Raw genomic sequence first — 20,138 nt, 5'->3', positions numbered from 1 at the left:
ATACAAAATGAGGGGTTTTTAGACCAACAGGCCTACCTCGTCAGGAGGGGGGGATAGAGTGCCGGAGGGCGACGTCGCCTTATCCGGCCTACCAACAGCTTACGCTGTAGGCCGGATAAGACGCATCGCGTCGCCATCCGGCAATCATTATCAATGCGCCGCTGGCGAACTATGCTGACGATGACGGGATACAAAGCCGAGCGCAAAGCACATCACAAAGACCACCGCATACAGACCATTCGCGGTGAGTAACGCCGCCTGTGGACCGCTGTGCGCCACAATCGGGCCGGTGACGACGAAGGTCAGCATCGTTCCGATGGTGCCGCAGGTCAGAATAAAGTTAACCAGCTTAGGCGAGGCCACTTTCGTTTGCTGCGATCCCAGCGTAATGATGGAGGTATAAATGGCGCTGGAGAAGAAGCCCAGCGTCAGAATAAACCACGGCATATGCGCCTGCGTGCCGGTAATAAACAGATACATCAGGACCGCCGCTATACCCGCCAGTACGGTCAGGATGCGTTGCAGATCGAAAAAGCGCAGGATAAAGCTGAACGCCCACATGCCGAACATATAGGACATCCAGAAATCACTCACCAGCGCCCCGGCGTCATTCAGGCTCATGCCGAGGCCTTTGGCGTATTCCGGCACCCAGGAGATAAAGCCCAATTGACCGAGGATATAGCACAGCGCGGCGACGGCGAGAAACAGTACGCCAATGCCCCATTTTTCTTTGACGACAGGCGCCTGAGAGTGCTGCGCATGTTTACCCAGCGCCGGAAATTCACAGCCGAAGGTCAGGATGAAAATCGCCAGGTAGACCAGGCCGATGCAGGCGTAGACCCAGTACCACTCAATACTACGCGCCAGCAGGAAGGCGGCGACCATAGGAAAAATCATCCCCGCCATGCTGAAGAAGGAGTCGGTAAACAGCAGTCGGGAACCGCGCTGACGCCCTTCATACAGTTGCGTAATCAGGAAGGTGCCAATCGACATGGTGATCCCGCTGACCAGCCCCAGCACAAACATCGCCGCTGAGAACAACGCCAGGCTGTGGCTGAACATCAGCCCGGCCACCGCCAGTACCATCAGGATAAAACCAAAGCGTAGCTGTGTTTTCAGCGGGATGATTTCCATCAGCCACGCATTGAGGAAGATCGAGATCAAAATCCCGGCGTTCAGGAAAGTAAAGGTATTACTCATGCTGGAAACGGGCAGCTGAAAATAGTCTGCGATATTTCCCATCACCATCCCGGTGACAATCACCAGCGCCCCGGTCAGGGCGTAGGAAAGAAAGCTGATCCATGTGAGCTTGATGCGGTTGCTGTTAGTCATGTCTGGCCTTGAAGAGAAGTGAAGCGCGTGGAGGGCGCGTTAAGCGGGCAGATTTTAGGCGCTTTTGTGATGAATTTAAATAATTATTAGTGATAGTAATGTTCATTACATTTTTTAATGTGATGTTTGTCACATCATATTGCAAGAATACGGCGTTGCGTCGTAACGTTACATTTGTTTCATATACGTAAAATTAGGTAAAGGGCTGGCCTGGCCCAGGAAGGCTCTTTAAAATCATTCCACTTGCTTTATTTCTGCTCTCTTTAAGGAAATCTCATGCTCAAATCGACTCTGGCGGCTGTCGCAGCTGTTTTCGCTCTTTCTGCTCTTTCTCCCGCAGCGTTGGCAGCAAAAGGCGATCCTCATGTGCTGTTAACCACCTCCGCCGGGAATATTGAGCTGGAGCTGAACAGCCAGAAAGCGCCGGTTTCTGTGAAAAACTTTGTCGATTACGTCAACAGTGGTTTCTATAACAACACTACGTTTCACCGCGTTATTCCTGGCTTCATGATTCAGGGCGGTGGTTTTAACGAGCAGATGCAGCAGAAGAAACCGAATCCGCCGATTAAGAATGAAGCCGACAACGGTCTGCGTAATACTCGCGGCACGATCGCGATGGCGCGCACCGCAGATAAAGACAGCGCCACCAGCCAGTTCTTTATTAACGTCGCGGATAACGCTTTTCTCGACCACGGCCAGCGCGACTTTGGCTATGCGGTATTTGGAAAAGTGGTAAAAGGTATGGATGTCGCCGATAAAATCTCACAGGTACCGACGCACGATGTCGGGCCTTATCAGAATGTGCCGACAAAACCAGTCGTTATCCTTTCCGCGAAAGTCCTGCCATAAAATAAAATATGACTGCGCGGGTGCGAGCCGCCCGCGTTTTCTCCCTGTCTCAGCGTAACCTGAAATTGCTGCTTATACTTGTGGTCAAGCACAGACATATTCAGGGAGGCCAGGTGAAGAAACTTACCGATAAACAAAAGTCACGCTTTTGGGAACAGCGGCGCAACGTTAACTTCCAGCAAAGCCGCCGTCTCGAAGGTATTGAGATCCCCTTAGTAACCCTAACCGCCGATGAAGCGCTGGCACGTCTTGACGAGCTTCGGAGGCACTATGAGCGATAAATTTGGCGAAGGGCGCGATCCGTACCTCTATCCGGGGCTGAATGTGATGCGTAATCGGCTGGGGATTCATCAGGCCCAGCGACTGGCGCAAGCGGCATATGAAATGACCGCGCTCCGCGCCGCCACGATTGAACTGGGGCCGCTGGTACGCGGCTTGCCTCATCTGTGCGCGATTCATCGCCAGCTCTATCAGGATATTTTCGACTGGGCAGGGCAATTGCGGGAGGTCGATATTTACCAGGGCGATACCCGTTTTTGCCACTTTGCCTATATCGAAAAAGAGGGCAACGCTCTGATGCAGGATCTGGAAGAAGAGGGCTATCTGGTCGGTCTGGCGCACGAGAAGTTTGTCGAGCGGCTGGCGCATTACTACTGTGAAATTAACGTGCTTCATCCGTTTCGTTTGGGGAGCGGGCTGGCGCAGCGCATCTTCTTTGAACAGCTGGCGCTACATGCAGGCTACGCGCTGAGTTGGCAAGGTATTGCGGTTGAAACATGGAAGCAGGCGAACCAGAGCGGCGCGATGGGCGATCTCTCCGCTTTGCAGGCGATTTTTCAGAAAGCGATAAGCGAAGCTCGCGAAACTGAGTAAAATAGTGCGGTTCTACTGACCCGGAGCCGCCATGATCCTGCTTATCGATAACTATGATTCCTTTACCTGGAACCTCTACCAGTATTTTTGTGAACTGGGCGCGGAAGTGCAGGTCCGGCGCAATGATGCGCTGACGCTGGCGCACATTGACGCTTTGAACCCGCAAAAAATCGTTATCTCTCCTGGCCCCTGTACGCCAAATGACGCTGGCATTTCACTGGCGGTTATCCGCCATTATGCCGGACGTATTCCGATGCTGGGCGTTTGCCTGGGTCATCAGGCGATGGCGCAGGCCTTTGGCGCGTCGGTGGTGCGGGCAGCGAAAGTGATGCACGGTAAAACGTCACCTGTTACGCATAATGGACAGGGCGTGTTTCGGGGATTGCCCAGCCCGTTAACCGTGACACGTTACCACTCGCTGATTGTCGACCCTGCCACGTTGCCAGAGTGTTTTGAGATCACCGCCTGGAGTGAAACGCAGGAGATTATGGGCATTCGCCACCGCGAGTGGGATCTGGAAGGCGTGCAGTTCCACCCGGAAAGTATTCTCAGCGAACAAGGACACGCTCTGCTGGAAAATTTCCTCCGGCGTTGATTTGTGGTTGCTATTGAGTGATTTTTTATTCATATTTTGTGATTATAATTTCACTGGCATTTCTACTTAACCGGGTGGTAATGATATGGCAACTGAACAAACGGCTATTACGCGCGCAACTTTTGATGAGGTGATTCTGCCTGTTTATGCACCGGCGGACTTTATTCCGGTCAAAGGTAAAGGCAGCCGCGTATGGGATCAGCAGGGCAAAGAGTATATCGATTTCGCCGGCGGGATTGCAGTGACTGCGCTGGGCCATTGCCATCCGGCACTGGTCGAGGCGCTGAAATCCCAGGGGGAAACCTTGTGGCATACCAGTAACGTTTTTACCAATGAACCGGCGTTGCGTCTGGGACGTAAACTGATCGACGCCACGTTTGCCGAGCGCGTGCTGTTTATGAATTCCGGCACCGAAGCGAACGAAACCGCTTTTAAACTGGCGCGTCATTATGCCTGCGTGCGCCATAGCCCGTTCAAAACGAAAATCATTGCCTTCCATAACGCCTTTCATGGCCGTTCCTTGTTTACCGTCTCTGTCGGCGGGCAGCCAAAATATTCCGACGGCTTTGGGCCGAAACCCGCCGATATTGTTCACGTTCCCTTCAACGATCTCCATGCGGTGAAAGCGGTAATGGATGACCACACCTGCGCGGTGGTGGTCGAGCCGATTCAGGGTGAAGGCGGCGTGCAGGCGGCTACACCGGAATTCCTCAAAGGGTTACGCGACCTGTGTGACGAGCATCAGGCGTTGCTGGTGTTTGATGAAGTACAGTGCGGGATGGGGCGCACCGGAGACCTGTTTGCCTATATGCACTACGGCGTCACGCCGGATATCCTCACCAGCGCCAAAGCGTTAGGCGGCGGTTTTCCGGTGAGCGCCATGCTGACCACGCAGGAAATCGCCTCGGCCTTCCATGTCGGTTCGCACGGTTCAACCTATGGCGGCAATCCGCTAGCCTGTGCGGTGGCTGGCGCGGCATTCGATATTATTAATACGCCAGAGGTACTACAAGGCATTCACACTAAGCGGCAACAGTTTGTGCAACATTTGCAGGCGATTGACGAGCAATTTGACATTTTCAGCGATATTCGCGGCATGGGGCTGCTGATTGGCGCGGAACTGAAGCCGAAGTACAAAGGTCGGGCGCGCGATTTTCTGTACGCAGGCGCGGAGGCTGGCGTGATGGTGCTCAATGCCGGAGCCGACGTGATGCGTTTTGCCCCATCGCTGGTGGTGGAAGAGGCGGATATCAATGAAGGAATGCAGCGCTTTGCGCAGGCGGTAGGGAAGGTGGTGGCCTGATGGCGGATTGCCGGATAAGCGTAGCGTATCCGGCAGCCGGTCTTAACCTTTTGTATCCCGTAGCCGCTTACTCAGCCAGATACCGTGATGCGGACGCTGACGCCAGGCCATCGACGAAATGGTGTGCATGGTGTTCAGATGGCCAATGATGCGCTGTAAATGTTGTTCCAGAGTGCTCAATAAGCCATGTGACGGCATGTCCGGCGACTCCAGAATATTGACATCGCCGGAGCCGCCTGGCCTGTCGTACTCCAGGCGCTGCTGGCAGCGCTGAATCGCAATCTCGCAAGATTCCAGATAGCGCTGCGCCAGATCCGGCGTCAGCATGGTGTGTTCCCGCGCCAGCGTCGTCATGGCGTTGATATGCTCGACAATAAACTGGCTGTGCGTGACCCACAGTTTCATATCCGACAGATAGTGGGTATTGAACCCGGGTTCCTGCATTGCCTGATTTAACGAGTTGAATAACGTGTTATGCGCCTGGTTGACCCGCATTCTTTGATAAGCGAGCGGGGTGGCTTGCGGATCGTTACTGAGGATCAGTCGGATAGCTTCTTGATCGGCTTCCAGCGCATCATGGGCGTTTTTACGTAATAGCCCGCTTTGCCATTGCGGCCACAGCCAGACCATGCCGCCAAAGGCAATTAAACAGCCAATCAGCGTATCGATCAGCCTCGGCACAATAAACTGCTCTCCGTTTAACGTCAGTAACTGGATGGTGTATACCGCCGTCACCGTAAAGCCGACCGTCGCCCAGCCGTAGTTTTTACGAATAATCAGATAACTTGCCAGCGTTAGTACCAGCATGACCGCCAGCGTAATGCTTTCGGGAATATGTAAGTGCAGCGTGACGCCGGCAATCACCAGGCCGACCAGCGTTCCGACCGAACGATGCAGAATACGTACGCGCGTCGCGCCATAGCCGTTTTGGGTGACAAACAGCACTGTCATGAGGATCCAGTACGGTTTAGGCAGGTGCAACGCGCTGCCCATCAGACTGGCGATGCTCATCATCACGCTGATGCGTCCGGCATTGCGTAGCGCCGGCGATTTAAGAGACATATAATTTTTCAGCGCCGGAAGTAGCGGCAGGCGACGCTGTTTATCGGCCATCAGGTCGCGGGCGTACAGCGGCCGCTGAGTACGCAGCACACGGGCGATTCGACTGAAGTGCCAATAGCAGAACTGGCCTACCGGATTTTCAGGATGCTGATTGGCGATCTTCTCCAGAGCGCCAATCTGTTTTTCCATGGAGAAGCGCGTCGGCAGACGATGATAAAGAATGTCATCCGCCAGCACGCGCAGGCGGGCGGCGACCGTTTGCGCATTCCAGCGAATCACCTCTTCCGCATGGCTGCGTTCTACCAGTTTCTGTACCTCTTCCGGCTGATGCAAGCTGACGGAGATGTGCTCCTGCAAATCCATCGCTTCCTGAAAAGCCCGCAACAGGCGCTTGTAATCATTATTGTTGTGCGCCGAAAGCATATGCATCTGTTGGTAACACTGGGTAATGAGATCGACCGCTTTTTGCTGGCGTATCAGCAGGGGAGGCAGCGCTTTTTCCGGATCGATATGTTGGGTGAGCAGGCTGTATTTCGCTTCGCAATAATCGGCCAGTTCACGGTATAACAAACTCAATGACTCGCGCAGCGGCTGTTCGCGCCATAGCCAGAACCAAAACCAGTTAAACACGCCGTACCATAGCGTGCCCAGCGCATAAATGAGCAGCGGCTCCCAGACGGGCATGTATCCCGCAAGACTCAGGGTAAAGATGGCGGCAATCAGCGACGCTGGCAGTAGCCGCGCGTGAAGCGGGCTAATTTCCGCCGTCACGCCAAGCACCAGCGTGAGCCCGGTCAGGATCAACGGCAGGGGGATGGATTCCGCCAGCAGAAGTTGCGTTACCAGACTGCATCCGGCGAACAGCGACGCGCCGATGATCAGGCGTTTAAAAAAACGTTTGTGCGGGGTATCCAGACCTGCAATGTTGCAGCAGGCGGGAACGAGAGAGAAAAGCAAGCCCAGGTGTAGTTGGCCTATCAATAAACCGACAGCCACAGGCAGGCACAGCACCAGCGTTTGCCGTAGTGCGTAATTAATCTCTGGGTGATAAATCAGTCTTCGCCACATCGATGCAAACAAAAATGGCGCATGATAAAACGCGCCATTCTGACGGAATTAACGGGTGCCGTAGACGACGATGGTCTTGCCATGCGCGGAGATCAGGTTTTGATCTTCCAGCATTTTCAAAATACGACCAACGGTTTCGCGGGAGCAGCCGACGATTTGGCCAATTTCCTGACGGGTGATTTTGATCTGCATCCCATCCGGGTGCGTCATGGCATCGGGCTGTTTCGCCAGATTCAGCAGCGTCTGAGCGATACGCCCGGTGACGTCAAGGAAGGCGAGGTTACCTACTTTTTCAGAGGTGACTTGTAAGCGACGAGCCATCTGGGAAGAGAGACGCATCAGAATATCCGGGTTGACCTGGATTAATTGGCGAAATTTTTTGTAGGAAATTTCAGCGACCTCACATGCGGTTTTCGCACGTACCCAGGCGCTGCGTTCCTGGCCTTCTTCAAACAGGCCCAATTCACCAATAAAATCACCCTGATTCAGATAAGAAAGGATCATTTCTTTCCCTTCTTCATCTTTGATCAGCACTGCCACGGAGCCTTTAACGATGTAGTACAGCGTTTCTGCTTTTTCACCCTGGTGAATCAGCGTGCTCTTTGACGGGTACTTATGAATGTGGCAATGAGACAAGAACCATTCAAGAGTCGGGTCTGTTTGCGGTTTGCCAAGCACCATGCGCGGTTATCCTCTGTTATAAGCTGTCTCCAGAGCCAGAAAACGGCACTGTCTCTGGGGTTGCAAAAATATACTTCCCGCTACCTGGGAAGGGGGCTACGAAAATAGATTGTAGCCTGTAATGTGATGTCCTCTGCATACATGCAGTACGTCAATGTATTACTGTAGCATCTTGTCTGTTTTAGCATAGCTTTCGCCGTGTGTCTCCTGGTGTCTCGCTTCAGCATGACCCAGGTCGCCTTCCATTGCGACTTTTGTTGTATGCGCGTAATCTTTCAGGAAAATTGAAACATTGGAGTTACGAAATATGCAAGCGCGTGTAAAGTGGGTTGAAGGGCTCACGTTCCTCGGAGAGTCCTCCTCCGGCCACCAGATTTTAATGGATGGTAGCTCCGGTGACAAAGCGCCGAGTCCGATGGAGATGGTATTAATGGCGGCTGGCGGATGTAGCGCTATTGATGTGGTATCAATCCTGCAAAAGGGCCGTCAGAATGTCACCAACTGCGAAGTGAAGCTGACATCCGAGCGCCGGGAAGACGCGCCGCGCCTGTTTACGCACATTAATTTGCATTTTATCGTTACCGGCAGCGATCTGAAAGAGGCTGCCGTTGCGCGCGCTGTCGATCTCTCCGCGGAAAAATATTGCTCGGTGGCGCTAATGCTGGAAAAAGCGGTCAATATTACCCATTCGTATGAAGTGATTGCGGCGTAACACGTGATGCCGGATGGCGGCGTGGCCTTATCCGGCCTACCCGTTTTTATCTCGTAGGCCCGATAAGCGTAGCGCCATCGGGCATTTCACCGCGGTTATTCGATTTTTTTGCCTTCCATTAATCGCTGCACCAGCGGCAACATAATCAGCTCCATCGCCAGTCCCATTTTGCCGCCCGGCACCACTAATGTATTAATGTGAGAAATAAACGAGCCCTGGAGCATCGCCAGGAGCCAGGGAAAATCGATCCCTTCCAGATTGCGGAAATGGATCACCACAAAACTCTCATCCAGCGAGGGAATACCCTTTGCGGCGAACGGATTGGACGTGTCGACGGTCGGCACGCGCTGGAAGTTAATATGGGTACGCGAGAACTGCGGCGTAATGTAATTGATGTAGTCGTCCATGGAACGCACCACGGAATCCATCACCGCTTCACGGGAGTGTCCGCGCTCGCTGGTGTCGCGGATTAGTTTCTGAATCCACTCGAGGTTGACGATAGGCACCACGCCAACCAACAGATCAACATGACGCGCGACATCATGTTGCGGGGTGACGACGCCGCCGTGCAGTCCTTCATAAAACAGCACATCGGTCGGTTCGGGAAGCGGCTGCCAGGGGGTAAACGTGCCGGGAACCTGATTCCACGGTACGGCTTCATCATAGGTATGCAGATATTTACGCGACTGGCCTTTACCCGTCTGCCCGTACTCAATAAAGGTATGTTCCAGTAGGCTGAAGTCATTGGCTTCAGGCCCGAAATAGCTGATATGCCGCCCGGCGTCACGCGCTTTGCGGATCGCCATGTCCATTTCCGGGCGGGTGTAACGATGAAAACTGTCGCCTTCCACCTCGGCGGCATGCAGATTTAACTGCGCGAAAATTTTACGAAACGCGAGGCTGGTGGTGGTGGTCCCCGCGCCGCTTGACCCTGTTACTGCTATCACCGGATGTTTGGCTGACATGGCAACTCCATGATTGAGCTTTAGTAATAATGTATTGTCGGCAAAGGCGTTTTATTCGCGAAACTGCTTTTTCGGCATAATATTGACCGTTTCATGTAATTCAGACCATACCAGCACGGCCTCGCCGGATTGCAGTTGGCGTTTTACGTCAGCGACTTTTTGTTCAAGCGAACGTTCATGTTCACCATAATCGGTGCCTTCGCGCAACACAAAGCTTTCGATCAGGTTGTCCAGCGTGTCGGGGGCCAGCCCCTGCCAGGGAATGATCATGATGACGCCTCCAGGTATGTTGTCAGCCAGTCAGGAATTCGGCGTTCCAGCCACATTTCAGGGCGCAGCGGCGTACCGCCGATAAATCCTACGTGTCCGCCATGCTCAGTCAGCTGATACTCCACCTGCGGGGGCAGATCTTCCGCTTTAGGGATCACATGATGATCCATAAACGGATCGTCTTTAGCGTGAATAATCAGCGTCGGTTTAGCAATCTGGTTAAGCAACGGCATGGCGCTACACTGACGATAGTAGTCGATGGCGTCGGCAAAGCCGTGAATTTTCGCGGTGATCAGGTCGTCAAACTCGCGAATTCGGCGCATTGATTTCAGTTGCGCCAGATTCACCGGCAGCGACCCGGGATACGCCGCCAGCTTGCGTGACGCATTCGCTTTTAACAGATTAAGCAAATAACGCTGATAGACGCGGGAAAACCCTTTGTCCATGTGGTAGCTACAGGCTTCGAGAACGAAAGGCGCAGAAACAATCACCGCCGCCTCTATGGGAATATCGCGGCCTTCTTTCGCCAGCAGGCACGCCAGCATATTACCGCCGAGCGAATAGCCCACGGCGGCTGTCGGAACGGCACCGAACTCCCGCTGTAGCCAGCGTAAAAACCAGGCTCCGTCCTCCGTTTCACCGGAGTGGTAAATACGATTCAGACGGTTGGGTTCGCCGCTACAGCCGCGAAAGTGCATCACCACGCCCAGCCAGCCGCGCTTTTGCGCCGCCTCAATCAGCCCGTGGGCATAGGGGCTGTTCAGGCTGCCTTCCAGACCGTGAAAGACCACCAGCCGCGGTTTATGCTTTGCCTGTTGCGGTTCTTCGCTCCATGCCAGATCGACAAAATCGCCGTCCGGTAGCTCCAGCCGCTGCCAGTGGGCGTTGAACTTCACTTTGCGGCGGATTAAGCGCGGCAGCATAGTTTGTAAATGGCGATTACGAATGCCACGCATGGGAATAAATTCATGCGAGTCATTGACAGGCGGGGTCATTTCTGTGGACGTGATCTCAACCATAGCACCAGAACAATTGATAATTGGAAACAATACTATACCGCGCATAAGGTTCACAGATTAGTCAATATGTGATTTTACGTTCAATTGGTCGTCTGGCGAAATAAAATTGCGCCTCATTTCGCCAGAGGGGGCGGTATGCAAGGCGCGCGCAATACCCCACAGAAATCGCGTGAACCTCTGCATCAGCCGAATTAATCGTGGTAGTGTGGCAACACGATAGTTATGTGACTCAAGGAGAAGGCATGTCGAAAACACTTTTACAGATCCATTTTAACTTTAGCGGCCCTTTTGGCGAGGAGATGACTCAGCAACTGGTCGGGCTGGCGGAGTCTATCAATGAGGAGCCGGGCTTCATCTGGAAAATCTGGACAGAAAGCGAGAAAAACCAGCAAGCTGGCGGCATTTACTTGTTTGAATCCGAAGAAACGGCGCAGGCTTATATTAAAAAACACACTGCGCGTCTGAAAAATCTTGGCGTTGATGAGGTGACGTTTAAATTATTTGGCGTGAACGACGCGCTGACGAAAATAAATCACGGCAACCTTTGCCGCTAAATCACATAACGCAGGCTTCTGTTCCGGTGCTGCCGACCGCAACGGTAACCTTTATATCGGGACGAGTACCGAAGAGGCCTTTATGGACGAACAGCGGACAACGAACGTTCTCTTCCAGCGTGTTCAGCGCCTCGGCGGTGCGGGCGATGTTACCTTTCTCCACAAACATCATGAAGATGGTGAGCTTGCGGAAGGTAATGTCATCGGTGATTGACAGGTTCATCGTCCGCCCCGCGCGTTAGTCGTTCTGCATCATTTGCTCAAGCTGCTCCTGCGCCTCAAGCCATGCCATTTCACACTCTTCCAGCCCGGATTTGGCGCTGGCCTGCAGTTGCAGACACTCGGTCATCTCCGCTTTACGGCTTGGGTCATACAGGCTGCTGTCGCCGAGTTTCTCTTCCGCCTGCGCCAGTTGGGCGTTGAGCTTTTCCATCTCTTTTTCCAGACGGGTAATCTCTTTACGCAGCGGCTGCGTCAGAGTGCGTAGCTCGGCTTCGCGACGCTTCTGATCTTTGCGTGACTGGGCGCTGTTGGCGTTGTTTTCCTTCGGCGCGTCGTCGGCCTGGTTTTCCTGCTTCTGCACGTCGCTCAGCCACTGCTGATAATCTTCCAGGTCGCCGTCGAACGGTTCGACCTTTTTGTCGTGCACCAGATAGAGGTCGTCAGTGGTGGAGCGAATCAGGTGGCGGTCGTGCGACACGACGACCAATGCGCCTTCAAAATCAATCAGCGCTTCGGTGAGCGCCTGACGCATGTCGAGATCCAGGTGGTTGGTCGGTTCATCGAGCAGCAGCAGATTTGGACGCTGCCAGACGATCAGCGCCAGTACCAGGCGCGCTTTCTCGCCGCCGGAGAAACGTTGCGTCTCTTCCGTTACTTTGTCGCCCTGGAAACCGAAGCCGCCGAGATAGTCGCGCAGCTTCTGCTCCAGTTCCTGCGGCGCCAGACGCGCCATATGCTGCAACGGGGATTCATCCGCGCGCAGGAACTCCAGTTGGTGCTGGGCGAAGTAGCCGAGCTTAATGCCTTTGGCGAGGCCAATTTCACCGTGCAACGGTTCCAGTTCGCCCGCCAGCAGCTTGATCAGCGTCGATTTCCCCGCACCGTTGCGGCCCAGCAGGCCGATACGCGAGCCGGGCACCAGGTTCAGCTTGATGGATTCCAGAATGATGCGATCGCCATAACCTGCGCTGACTTTTTCCATCTTCAGCAGCGGGTTCGGCAGGCTTTCCGGCGCGCGGAAGCTGAAATGGAACGGGTTGTCGACATGAGCCGGCGCAATCAGCTCCATACGCTCCAGCATCTTGATACGGCTTTGCGCCTGCTTGGCCTTGGTCGCTTTGGCGCGGAAACGGTCGATGTAGCTTTGCAGATGCGCCACACGCTCCTGCTGGCTCTCATACATCGCCTGCTGCTGCGCCAGGCGCGTGGCGCGCTGAACTTCAAACGCGCTGTAGTTGCCGGTGTACTCGAACAGAGTCTGCTGTTCGATATGGATAATTTTATCCACTATCGGGTCAAGAAAATCGCGATCGTGGGAGATCAGAATCAGGGTGCCCGGATAGCTCTTCAGCCATTTTTCCAGCCAGATAACGGCATCCAGATCGAGGTGGTTGGTCGGTTCGTCGAGCAGCAGTAAATCGGAGCGGCAAATCAGCGCCTGAGCCAGGTTAAGGCGCATCCGCCAGCCGCCGGAAAAGTCGCTGACCGGACGTTCCAGCTGATCGTTAGAGAAGCCGAGGCCGTGTAGCAGGCTGGCGGCGCGCGAGCGAACGGTCCATGCATCGATGGCGTCCAGCTTGCCGTGTATGGAGGCGATAGCATGTCCGTCGTTACGTTCGTTGGCGTCGTTAAGCTGCGCCTCCAGATGCCGGTATTCACGGTCGCCGTCAATGACATACTCAATCGCTGGCTGAGGCAACGCAGGTGTTTCCTGATTCACCCACGCTAATTGCCAGGTTCCGGGCAGGGTAAAACTCCCGGCATCGGCGCTGATTTCATTTTTTAGCAATGCCAGCAGGGTAGATTTACCGCAGCCGTTTTTACCCACCAGGCCGACTTTCTGGCCTGGATTAATGGTAGCCGAGGCATTGTCCAGTAGGACGCGCACGCCGCGACGAATTTGTAACGAGGAGAAAACAATCATAAGGCGCCGTATGTTCAGACTATGTTAATTTATCATTATGATAATGTAATATTCGGGCGTACCGCCGCGCTGGAGCGCAATGGTAGCTCAAAACAACAACGATACACAAAATCATTCAGGCCGCCTTTGGTGAGGGACAAGAATATCTCTCATTAATCCCCAGCGGCGGACATAGAGTACGTTTCTGAGTTGAACAAACGCTGTCAACGTAGAAGCGGCCTGAAGAATGGCATGTATCGACCCAAAACAACCGGGAGGGGGATTGATGTCTCAGCCAGCGAAAGTCTTGCTGTTGTATGCCCATCCGGAATCTCAGGACTCGGTTGCTAACCGGGTACTGCTTAAACCGGCCATACAGCACAATAACGTAACCGTGCACGATCTTTATGCGCGCTATCCTGATTTTTTTATCGACACGCCCTATGAACAAGCCCTGTTACGTGAGCACGACGTCATTGTTTTTCAGCATCCCCTTTACACCTATAGCTGTCCGGCTTTACTGAAAGAATGGCTTGATCGCGTGTTGAGTCGGGGGTTCGCCAGCGGACCAGGGGGAAACCAACTGGTGGGAAAGTACTGGCGTAGCGTGATTACGACCGGCGAGCCGGAGAGCGCTTACCGGTATGACGCGCTAAACCGCTATCCAATGAGCGATGTACTCCGCCCTTTTGAACTGACCGCGGCCATGTGCCGGATGCACTGGATGCCGCCCATTATTGTGTACTGGGCGCGCCGCCAGTCGCCGCAGACGCTGGCCAGTCATGCGAAAGCCTATGGCGAGTGGCTGGCGAATCCTGTGAGCGCGGGAGGCTATTGATGGAAGGTGCTGATTTATTGACCGCGGGAGTGTTGTTCCTCTTCGCGGCGGTGGCGGCGGTGCCGTTAGCCGCCAGGCTGGGCATCGGCGCGGTGCTAGGGTATTTGCTGGCGGGAATCGCCATCGGTCCGTGGGGGCTGGGATTTATCAGCGACGTTGACGAGATCCTGCACTTTTCCGAACTGGGCGTCGTGTTTCTGATGTTTATCATTGGTCTCGAACTCAATCCGTCCCGGCTTTGGCAACTACGGCGCTCTATCTTCGGCGTCGGCGCTGCTCAGGTGCTGTTAAGCGCGGCGGTGCTGGCGGGGTTATTGATGCTTGCTGATTTCTTATGGCAGGCGGCGGTCGTCGGCGGGATTGGCCTGGCGATGTCTTCGACGGCGATGGCGCTACAACTGATGCGCGAGAAAGGCATGAACCGTAGCGAGTCCGGGCAGTTAGGGTTTTCCGTCTTACTGTTTCAGGATTTAGCGGTGATCCCCGCGCTGGCGTTGGTACCTTTATTGGCGGGATCGGCCGACGAGCATTTCGACTGGTTTAAAGTGGCAATGAAGGTATTGGCCTTCGCGGTAATGCTGATTGGCGGTCGTTACCTGTTGCGCCCGGTATTTCGTTTTATTGCTGCGTCCGGCGTGCGGGAGGTCTTCACTGCCGCGACGTTGTTGCTGGTGTTGAGCGCCGCCTTATTTATGGACGCGCTGGGACTGTCGATGGCCCTGGGAACCTTCATTGCCGGCGTTTTACTGGCAGAGAGCGAATACCGGCATGAGCTGGAAAACGCTATCGATCCCTTTAAAGGTTTACTGCTTGGGCTGTTCTTTATCTCCGTCGGTATGTCGCTAAATCTCGGCGTACTTTATACCCATTTACTGTGGGTGGCGGCGAGCGTTGTTATTCTGGTCGCCATAAAAATGCTGACGCTGTATCTGCTGGCGCGGTTATATGGAATAAGAAGTTCTGAACGGATGCAGTTTGCCAGCGTGCTGAGTCAGGGGGGCGAGTTCGCTTTTGTGCTCTTTTCTACCGCCTCTTCTCAGCGCCTGTTTCAGGGCGATCAGATGGCGTTATTATTGGTGACTGTCACATTATCAATGATGACCACGCCGCTACTGATGAAAGGGATTGATAAGTGGTTATCGCGCCGCCTTAATGGCCCGGAAGAGAATGATGAAAAGCCGTGGGTTGAGGATGATAAGCCCCAGGTGATTGTCGTCGGCTTTGGCCGTTTTGGTCAGGTGATCGCTCGCTTATTGATGGCGAATAAGATGCGTATCACCGTGCTGGAACGCGATATCGGCGCCGTTAATCTGATGCGCAAATATGGTTATAAAGTGTATTACGGCGACGCTGCACAAGTCGAGCTGCTGCGTTCTGCGGGCGCGGAGGCGGCGGAGTCGATAGTCATCACGTGTAATGAACCGGAAGACACGATGAAGCTGGTGGCGCTGTGTCAGCAGCATTTTCCTCATCTGCATATTCTTGCGCGAGCGCGTGGACGTGTGGAGGCCCATGAGTTATTACAGGCTGGCGTCACGCAGTTTTCCCGTGAAACGTTTTCCAGCGCGCTGGAATTGGGACGTAAAACTCTGGTGTCGTTAGGTATGCATCCGCATCAGGCGCAACGCGCGCAGTTGCATTTTCGTCGGCTGGATATGCGAATGTTGCGGGAGCTGATCCCGGAGCATAGCGACATGGTACAGATTTCGCGCGCCAGAGAGGCCCGACGCGAACTGGAGGAGATTTTTCAGCGCGAAATGCAACAGGAACGGCGCCAGTTGGATGGCTGGGATGAATTTGAGTAGAGGTGAACAATGGCAATCCGTAAACGTTTTATTGCAGGCGCGAAATGTCCGGCCTGTCAGGCGCAGGATACAATGGCGATGTGGCGTGAAAATAATGTCGATATTGTTGAATGCGTTAAGTGCGGGCATCAAATGCGGGAAGCGGATAAAGACGTTCGCGAGCATGTTCGCAAAGAAGAGCAAGTGATCGGGATTTTTCATCCGGACTAGCGATATGCCGCAGGTTTTTTTAAGCTAAGGGGTACACGGCTGCAGAATTCCGCTACAATCTGCGCCACTATTCTTCCCATGCTCAGGAGATATCATGAAAGTAGCAAAAGACCTGGTGGTCAGCCTGGCCTATCAGGTACGTACAGAAGACGGTGTGTTGGTTGATGAGTCTCCGGTGAGTGCGCCGCTGGATTACCTGCACGGTCACGGCTCCCTGATCTCTGGTCTGGAAACCGCGCTGGAAGGCCATGAAGTTGGCGACAAATTTGATGTCGCTGTTGGCGCGAACGACGCTTACGGCCAGTATGACGAAAATCTGGTGCAGCGTGTGCCTAAAGACGTCTTTATGGGCGTTGATGAACTGCAGGTAGGGATGCGTTTCCTGGCGGAAACCGACCAGGGCCCGGTACCGGTAGAGATTACCGAAGTGGAAGACGATCACGTTGTGGTTGATGGTAACCACATGCTGGCGGGCCAGAATCTGAAATTTAACGTCGAAGTTGTTGCGATTCGTGAAGCGACTGAAGAAGAACTGGCTCACGGTCATGTTCACGGCGCGCACGATCACCACCACGATCACGGTGAAGACGGCTGCTGTGGCGGTCATGGTCATGATCATGGTCACGAGCACGGCGGCGAAGGCTGCTGCGGTGGCGGTGGTAAAGGCGGCTGCGGTTGCCACTAATCCCCGTCGTCTTTCAAGCCACCGTGGTGTTGGCTACGCTTTCAAACCCCGGTCACATAGTTATCTATGCTCCCGGGGAATTTTCAAGCTTGCCGCCTTGCTGTGACTCGAAATCCTTAGGGTATTATCATTGGTTCGATAAATCATCGGGCACAAAAAAAGCGGGTTAACCCCGCTTTTTTTTCGTCTCAATAATGCGGCGGCGGCGTTTCTTCTGCCTGAGAGGCGATATTTGACGGCTGACTGGCTTTTAACTTTTCCGTGAGCAAACGCAGATGATCGCGCAGCTTCGCCATCTCCATTTCATGTGCGGTTACCGTCAGGTTTAGTTCTTCTATGGTAATCTCCTGGAACGCCAGACGGCTTTCCAGTTCAGCCAGACGAGCTTCCATCGTGATATCCTGCATGATGTACCTCTTTATGTTGTCTCCGTCGGCGGATTCTACTTAACTTTACCGGCTTTCACAGCAACCATTACGCGCCCTACGAAACTAATTTAAACAAAAAGAGTCTGAAAAGAAGTGATAATAGGGCGTGTTCGTATGTTGATTTGTTCTGCAACGATTTATAGTACGCTTCTTACGTAAGTTAACATGGGGCGAGATGCCCCGGCCCTGGAGATATGGATGAAATCACTGTTTAAAGCCACGCTGCTGGCAACTACGATGGCCGTTGCTATGCACGCACCGATCACTTTTGCTGCTGATGCGGCGAAACCGGCAGCTACCGCTGATAGCAAAGCAGCATTTAAAAACGACGATCAAAAAGCGGCTTATGCGCTGGGCGCCTCGCTGGGTCGTTACATGGACAATTCGCTTAAAGAGCAGGAAAAGTTGGGCATCAAACTGGATAAAGATCAGTTGATTGCCGGCGTTCAGGATGCCTTTGCCGATAAGAGCAAACTGTCCGATCAGGAAATTGAGCAAACGCTGCAGACGTTTGAAGCACGCGTGAAGAGCGCTGCTCAGGCGAAGATGGAAAAAGACGCTGCCGATAACGAAGCAAAAGGTAAAACGTTCCGCGACGCTTTTGCTAAAGAGAAAGGCGTGAAAACCTCCTCTACCGGTCTGCTTTACAAAGTAGAGAAAGAAGGCACAGGCGAGGCGCCGAAAGATAGCGATACCGTTGTGGTGAACTACAAAGGTACGCTGATCGACGGTAAAGAGTTTGATAACTCTTACACGCGCGGCGAACCGCTCTCCTTCCGTCTGGACGGCGTTATCCCTGGCTGGACTGAAGGCCTGAAAAATATTAAGAAAGGCGGCAAGATCAAGCTGGTTATCCCACCGGCGCTGGCCTACGGTAAAACGGGCGTTCCGGGTATCCCGGCGAACTCCACCCTGGTATTCGACGTAGAGCTGCTGGATATCAAACCAGCGCCGAAAGCGGATGCTAAACCTGCCGATGCGGCTGACGCTAAAGCCGCAGATGCTGCTAAAAAATAAAAACTGAGAGCCGCCGCTTGTAATAGCGGCGGTTTTTTTTATGCAGGCCGGATATATTACTCACCATAATTTGATTTGCGGATAACGGCGCTTGCGCTGGTCGTTAAGGGCGAGACCGTAGGCTGAATGACCGCCAACGCACACGTAGCCTGAAATAGACGAACAAATTAGTACTGGAAAGATGAACCCTCACTGTATTAATTTAATCATCCGCGTAAATAATGAGCCTGCCCTGAAAACATAACGACAGGCTCCTGAAAAGGAGTGTTTTTTTTCATGTCCAGGTCGCTTTTAACCAACGAAACCAGTGAACTTGATTTGCTGGATCAGCGTCCCTTCGAGCAAACCGACTTCGATATTCTGAAATCCTACGAAGCGGTAGTGGACGGGTTAGCGATGCTTATAGGTTCCCATTGTGAAATCGTATTGCACTCTTTGCAGGATCTAAAATGTTCAGCCATTCGTATTGCCAATGGCGAACATACGGGCCGTAAAATTGGCTCGCCGATTACCGACCTGGCGTTGCGCATGTTGCACGACATGACAGGGGCGGACAGTAGCGTGTCGAAATGCTATTTCACGCGCGCGAAAAGCGGTGTCTTGATGAAGTCGTTGACGATTGCCATTCGCAACCGCGAGCAGCGCGTCATTGGTCTACTGTGCATCAACATGAACCTTGATGTGCCATTTTCACAGATTATGAATACCTTTATTCCGCCGGAAACGCCGGAAGTCGGCTCAGCGGTTAATTTTGCCTCCTCAGTCGAAGATTTAGTCACCCAGACGCTGGAGTTCACGATCGAAGAAGTGAATGCCGATCGTAATGTCTCTAACAACGCGAAAAATCGTCAGATCGTCCTTAACCTGTACGAAAAAGGCATTTTCGATATTAAAGACGCCATTAACCAGGTAGCCGATCGTCTGAATATCTCAAAACACACGGTTTACCTCTATATTCGCCAGTTCAAAAGCGGCGATTTTCAGGGGCAGGATAAATAATGCGTTATGCCATTATGGTCACCGGGCCGGCATATGGCACCCAGCAGGCCAGCAGCGCATTGCAGTTCGCCCACGCGCTGCTCAATGAGGGGCATGAGTTAGCCAGCGTCTTTTTCTATCGGGAAGGTGTCTATAACGCCAATCTCCTGACCTCGCCGGCGAGCGATGAATATGATCTGGTACGCGCCTGGCAGAAATTGAATACGCAGCATGGCGTAGCGCTGAACATCTGTGTCGCGGCGGCGCTTCGTCGCGGTATTATTGATGAAACTGAAGCTGGCAGACTGGCGTTGCCGTCCGCCAATCTTCAGCCGGGCTTTACGCTAAGCGGCCTGGGTGCGCTGGCGGAGGCATCTCTCACCTGCGATCGGGTGGTGCAGTTTTAATGAAACGTATTGCATTTGTCTTTTCCACCGCGCCGCACGGTAGCGCTTCAGGTCGTGAAGGGCTGGATGCGCTGCTGGCGACGTCAGCGCTAACGGAAGCGCTGGGCGTCTTTTTTATCAGCGACGGCGTCTTTCAGTTATTACCAGGACAAAAACCAGACGCTGTGCTGGCGCGTGACTATATTGCTACTTTCAAGCTCTTTGATTTGTACGATATTGATCAATGCTGGATCTGCGCGGCATCGCTGCGCGAGCGTGGTCTGGAGAACGTTAATTTTGTGGTAGACGCCACGCCGCTGGAACCCGTAGCGTTACGCCGCGAGCTTGGCAACTATGATGTTATCCTGAGATTCTGAGGCGTT

Annotated in this window: 24 protein-coding genes; 15 read left to right on the top strand and 9 right to left on the bottom strand. The window is 53.5% G+C overall.

Translation table 11 applies throughout. The features are described from left to right. Window positions 1–150: 150 nt before the first annotated feature. Entirely contained in the window at window positions 151–1,332 is a 1,182-nt protein-coding gene (tsgA, locus tag ACLJRH_RS07225) for an MFS transporter TsgA (RefSeq protein ID WP_023136945.1), read from the bottom strand. Between the two features lie 276 nt (window positions 1,333–1,608). Here tsgA and ppiA point away from each other — a divergent pair, with 276 nt between their 5' ends. The 5 genes from ppiA to ACLJRH_RS07200 all read left to right on the top strand — a co-directional run bounded on the left by ppiA (window position 1,609) and on the right by ACLJRH_RS07200 (window position 4,952). Beyond that, the gene (gene ppiA / locus ACLJRH_RS07220) at window positions 1,609–2,181 is read left to right on the top strand and encodes a peptidylprolyl isomerase A (protein ID WP_000920478.1); all 573 of its coding nucleotides are present in this window, start codon (window positions 1,609–1,611) and stop codon (window positions 2,179–2,181) included. Window positions 2,182–2,294: 113 nt separating this feature from the next. After that, window positions 2,295–2,462 carry a YhfG family protein gene (locus ACLJRH_RS07215; RefSeq protein ID WP_001519136.1) on the top strand — a complete coding sequence of 56 codons (168 nt, stop codon included), beginning with the start codon at window positions 2,295–2,297 and terminating at the stop codon, window positions 2,460–2,462. Beyond that, entirely contained in the window at window positions 2,452–3,054 is a 603-nt protein-coding gene (locus tag ACLJRH_RS07210; protein WP_001280675.1) for a putative adenosine monophosphate-protein transferase Fic, read from the top strand. The genes ACLJRH_RS07215 and ACLJRH_RS07210 overlap by 11 nt, the downstream gene beginning before the upstream one ends. Window positions 3,055–3,085: 31 nt before the next feature. Continuing rightward, window positions 3,086–3,649, top strand: coding sequence for an aminodeoxychorismate synthase component 2 (gene pabA, locus ACLJRH_RS07205; protein WP_000601879.1), 564 nt, complete (start codon window positions 3,086–3,088; stop codon window positions 3,647–3,649). Window positions 3,650–3,734: 85 nt separating this feature from the next. Beyond that, window positions 3,735–4,952, top strand: a complete 1,218-nt coding sequence (locus ACLJRH_RS07200) for an aspartate aminotransferase family protein (protein WP_001582879.1) — start codon at window positions 3,735–3,737, stop codon at window positions 4,950–4,952. A gap of 42 nt (window positions 4,953–4,994) precedes the next feature. On the opposite strand, the gene ACLJRH_RS07195 is transcribed toward ACLJRH_RS07200, so the two are convergent. Together ACLJRH_RS07195 and crp are read right to left on the bottom strand one after the other, a co-directional pair. Further along, window positions 4,995–7,082, bottom strand: a complete 2,088-nt coding sequence (locus ACLJRH_RS07195) for a YccS/YhfK family putative transporter (RefSeq protein WP_000269311.1) — start codon at window positions 7,080–7,082, stop codon at window positions 4,995–4,997. Window positions 7,083–7,130: 48 nt separating this feature from the next. Beyond that, window positions 7,131–7,763 (bottom strand): cAMP-activated global transcriptional regulator CRP, encoded by a 633-nt coding sequence (crp, locus tag ACLJRH_RS07190; protein ID WP_000242758.1) that lies wholly within the window; start codon window positions 7,761–7,763, stop codon window positions 7,131–7,133. Window positions 7,764–8,070: 307 nt separating this feature from the next. Here crp and ACLJRH_RS07185 point away from each other — a divergent pair, with 307 nt between their 5' ends. Beyond that, the gene (locus ACLJRH_RS07185) at window positions 8,071–8,475 is read left to right on the top strand and encodes an OsmC family protein (RefSeq protein ID WP_023136946.1); all 405 of its coding nucleotides are present in this window, start codon (window positions 8,071–8,073) and stop codon (window positions 8,473–8,475) included. Window positions 8,476–8,570: 95 nt separating this feature from the next. On the opposite strand, the gene ACLJRH_RS07180 is transcribed toward ACLJRH_RS07185, so the two are convergent. Genes ACLJRH_RS07180 through ACLJRH_RS07170 form a run of 3 tightly spaced genes read right to left on the bottom strand, consistent with a single transcriptional unit; the run spans window position 8,571 to window position 10,774 of the window. Continuing rightward, complete coding sequence (locus tag ACLJRH_RS07180) at window positions 8,571–9,440, bottom strand: phosphoribulokinase (protein ID WP_001274690.1); 870 nt, start codon at window positions 9,438–9,440, stop codon at window positions 8,571–8,573. 51 nt (window positions 9,441–9,491) lie between these two features. Continuing rightward, window positions 9,492–9,710, bottom strand: a complete 219-nt coding sequence (locus tag ACLJRH_RS07175; RefSeq protein ID WP_000586568.1) for a YheU family protein — start codon at window positions 9,708–9,710, stop codon at window positions 9,492–9,494. Then, window positions 9,707–10,774, bottom strand: coding sequence for a hydrolase (locus ACLJRH_RS07170; protein ID WP_001214115.1), 1,068 nt, complete (start codon window positions 10,772–10,774; stop codon window positions 9,707–9,709). The genes ACLJRH_RS07175 and ACLJRH_RS07170 overlap by 4 nt, the downstream gene beginning before the upstream one ends. Before the next feature lie 197 nt (window positions 10,775–10,971). On the opposite strand from ACLJRH_RS07170, the gene ACLJRH_RS07165 reads away from it, so the two are divergent. After that, on the top strand, window positions 10,972–11,283 hold the full coding sequence (locus tag ACLJRH_RS07165) for a monooxygenase (RefSeq protein WP_000047689.1): 312 nt from the start codon (window positions 10,972–10,974) through the stop codon (window positions 11,281–11,283). A gap of 1 nt (window position 11,284) precedes the next feature. Here the strand turns inward: ACLJRH_RS07165 and ACLJRH_RS07160 are convergent, their stop codons facing one another. After that, window positions 11,285–11,506, bottom strand: coding sequence for a LysR family transcriptional regulator (locus tag ACLJRH_RS07160; protein ID WP_001054030.1), 222 nt, complete (start codon window positions 11,504–11,506; stop codon window positions 11,285–11,287). 15 nt (window positions 11,507–11,521) lie between these two features. Beyond that, the gene (locus ACLJRH_RS07155) at window positions 11,522–13,429 is read right to left on the bottom strand and encodes an ABC transporter ATP-binding protein (RefSeq protein WP_000634756.1); all 1,908 of its coding nucleotides are present in this window, start codon (window positions 13,427–13,429) and stop codon (window positions 11,522–11,524) included. 265 nt (window positions 13,430–13,694) lie between these two features. Between ACLJRH_RS07155 and kefG the strand changes: the two genes are divergently transcribed. The 4 genes from kefG to slyD all read left to right on the top strand — a co-directional run bounded on the left by kefG (window position 13,695) and on the right by slyD (window position 16,946). After that, complete coding sequence (kefG, locus tag ACLJRH_RS07150) at window positions 13,695–14,246, top strand: glutathione-regulated potassium-efflux system ancillary protein KefG (RefSeq protein WP_000081820.1); 552 nt, start codon at window positions 13,695–13,697, stop codon at window positions 14,244–14,246. Next, window positions 14,246–16,051, top strand: coding sequence for a glutathione-regulated potassium-efflux system protein KefB (kefB, locus tag ACLJRH_RS07145; protein ID WP_023136948.1), 1,806 nt, complete (start codon window positions 14,246–14,248; stop codon window positions 16,049–16,051). The genes kefG and kefB overlap by 1 nt, the downstream gene beginning before the upstream one ends. Window positions 16,052–16,060: 9 nt before the next feature. Then, a complete protein-coding gene (locus ACLJRH_RS07140) occupies window positions 16,061–16,261 on the top strand; it encodes a YheV family putative zinc ribbon protein (RefSeq protein WP_001007735.1) in 201 nt (66 codons plus the stop codon). A gap of 94 nt (window positions 16,262–16,355) precedes the next feature. Beyond that, window positions 16,356–16,946 (top strand): peptidylprolyl isomerase, encoded by a 591-nt coding sequence (slyD, locus tag ACLJRH_RS07135; protein ID WP_000861341.1) that lies wholly within the window; start codon window positions 16,356–16,358, stop codon window positions 16,944–16,946. 188 nt (window positions 16,947–17,134) lie between these two features. Here the strand turns inward: slyD and ACLJRH_RS07130 are convergent, their stop codons facing one another. Continuing rightward, a complete protein-coding gene (locus tag ACLJRH_RS07130; RefSeq protein WP_001152701.1) occupies window positions 17,135–17,353 on the bottom strand; it encodes a protein SlyX in 219 nt (72 codons plus the stop codon). Between the two features lie 219 nt (window positions 17,354–17,572). On the opposite strand from ACLJRH_RS07130, the gene fkpA reads away from it, so the two are divergent. The 4 genes from fkpA (at window position 17,573) to tusC (ending at window position 20,132) form a co-directional block, all read left to right on the top strand. Continuing rightward, a complete protein-coding gene (fkpA, locus tag ACLJRH_RS07125) occupies window positions 17,573–18,391 on the top strand; it encodes an FKBP-type peptidyl-prolyl cis-trans isomerase (RefSeq protein WP_000838221.1) in 819 nt (272 codons plus the stop codon). A gap of 276 nt (window positions 18,392–18,667) precedes the next feature. Further along, window positions 18,668–19,390 (top strand): transcriptional regulator, encoded by a 723-nt coding sequence (locus ACLJRH_RS07120; RefSeq protein ID WP_000091471.1) that lies wholly within the window; start codon window positions 18,668–18,670, stop codon window positions 19,388–19,390. After that, window positions 19,390–19,776, top strand: a complete 387-nt coding sequence (gene tusD / locus ACLJRH_RS07115; protein WP_001268010.1) for a sulfurtransferase complex subunit TusD — start codon at window positions 19,390–19,392, stop codon at window positions 19,774–19,776. Before ACLJRH_RS07120 ends, tusD begins: the two co-directional genes overlap by 1 nt. Then, on the top strand, window positions 19,776–20,132 hold the full coding sequence (gene tusC, locus ACLJRH_RS07110; protein WP_000820705.1) for a sulfurtransferase complex subunit TusC: 357 nt from the start codon (window positions 19,776–19,778) through the stop codon (window positions 20,130–20,132). The genes tusD and tusC overlap by 1 nt, the downstream gene beginning before the upstream one ends. Window positions 20,133–20,138 lie beyond the last annotated feature (6 nt).

The organism is Salmonella sp. SAL04162 (genome assembly GCF_046551535.1).
In the GTDB taxonomy this organism is placed as follows: domain Bacteria; phylum Pseudomonadota; class Gammaproteobacteria; order Enterobacterales; family Enterobacteriaceae; genus Salmonella; species Salmonella enterica.
The sequence above is the reverse complement of the archived record's forward strand: the minus strand, read 5'-3'. Positions and strand labels throughout refer to the sequence as shown.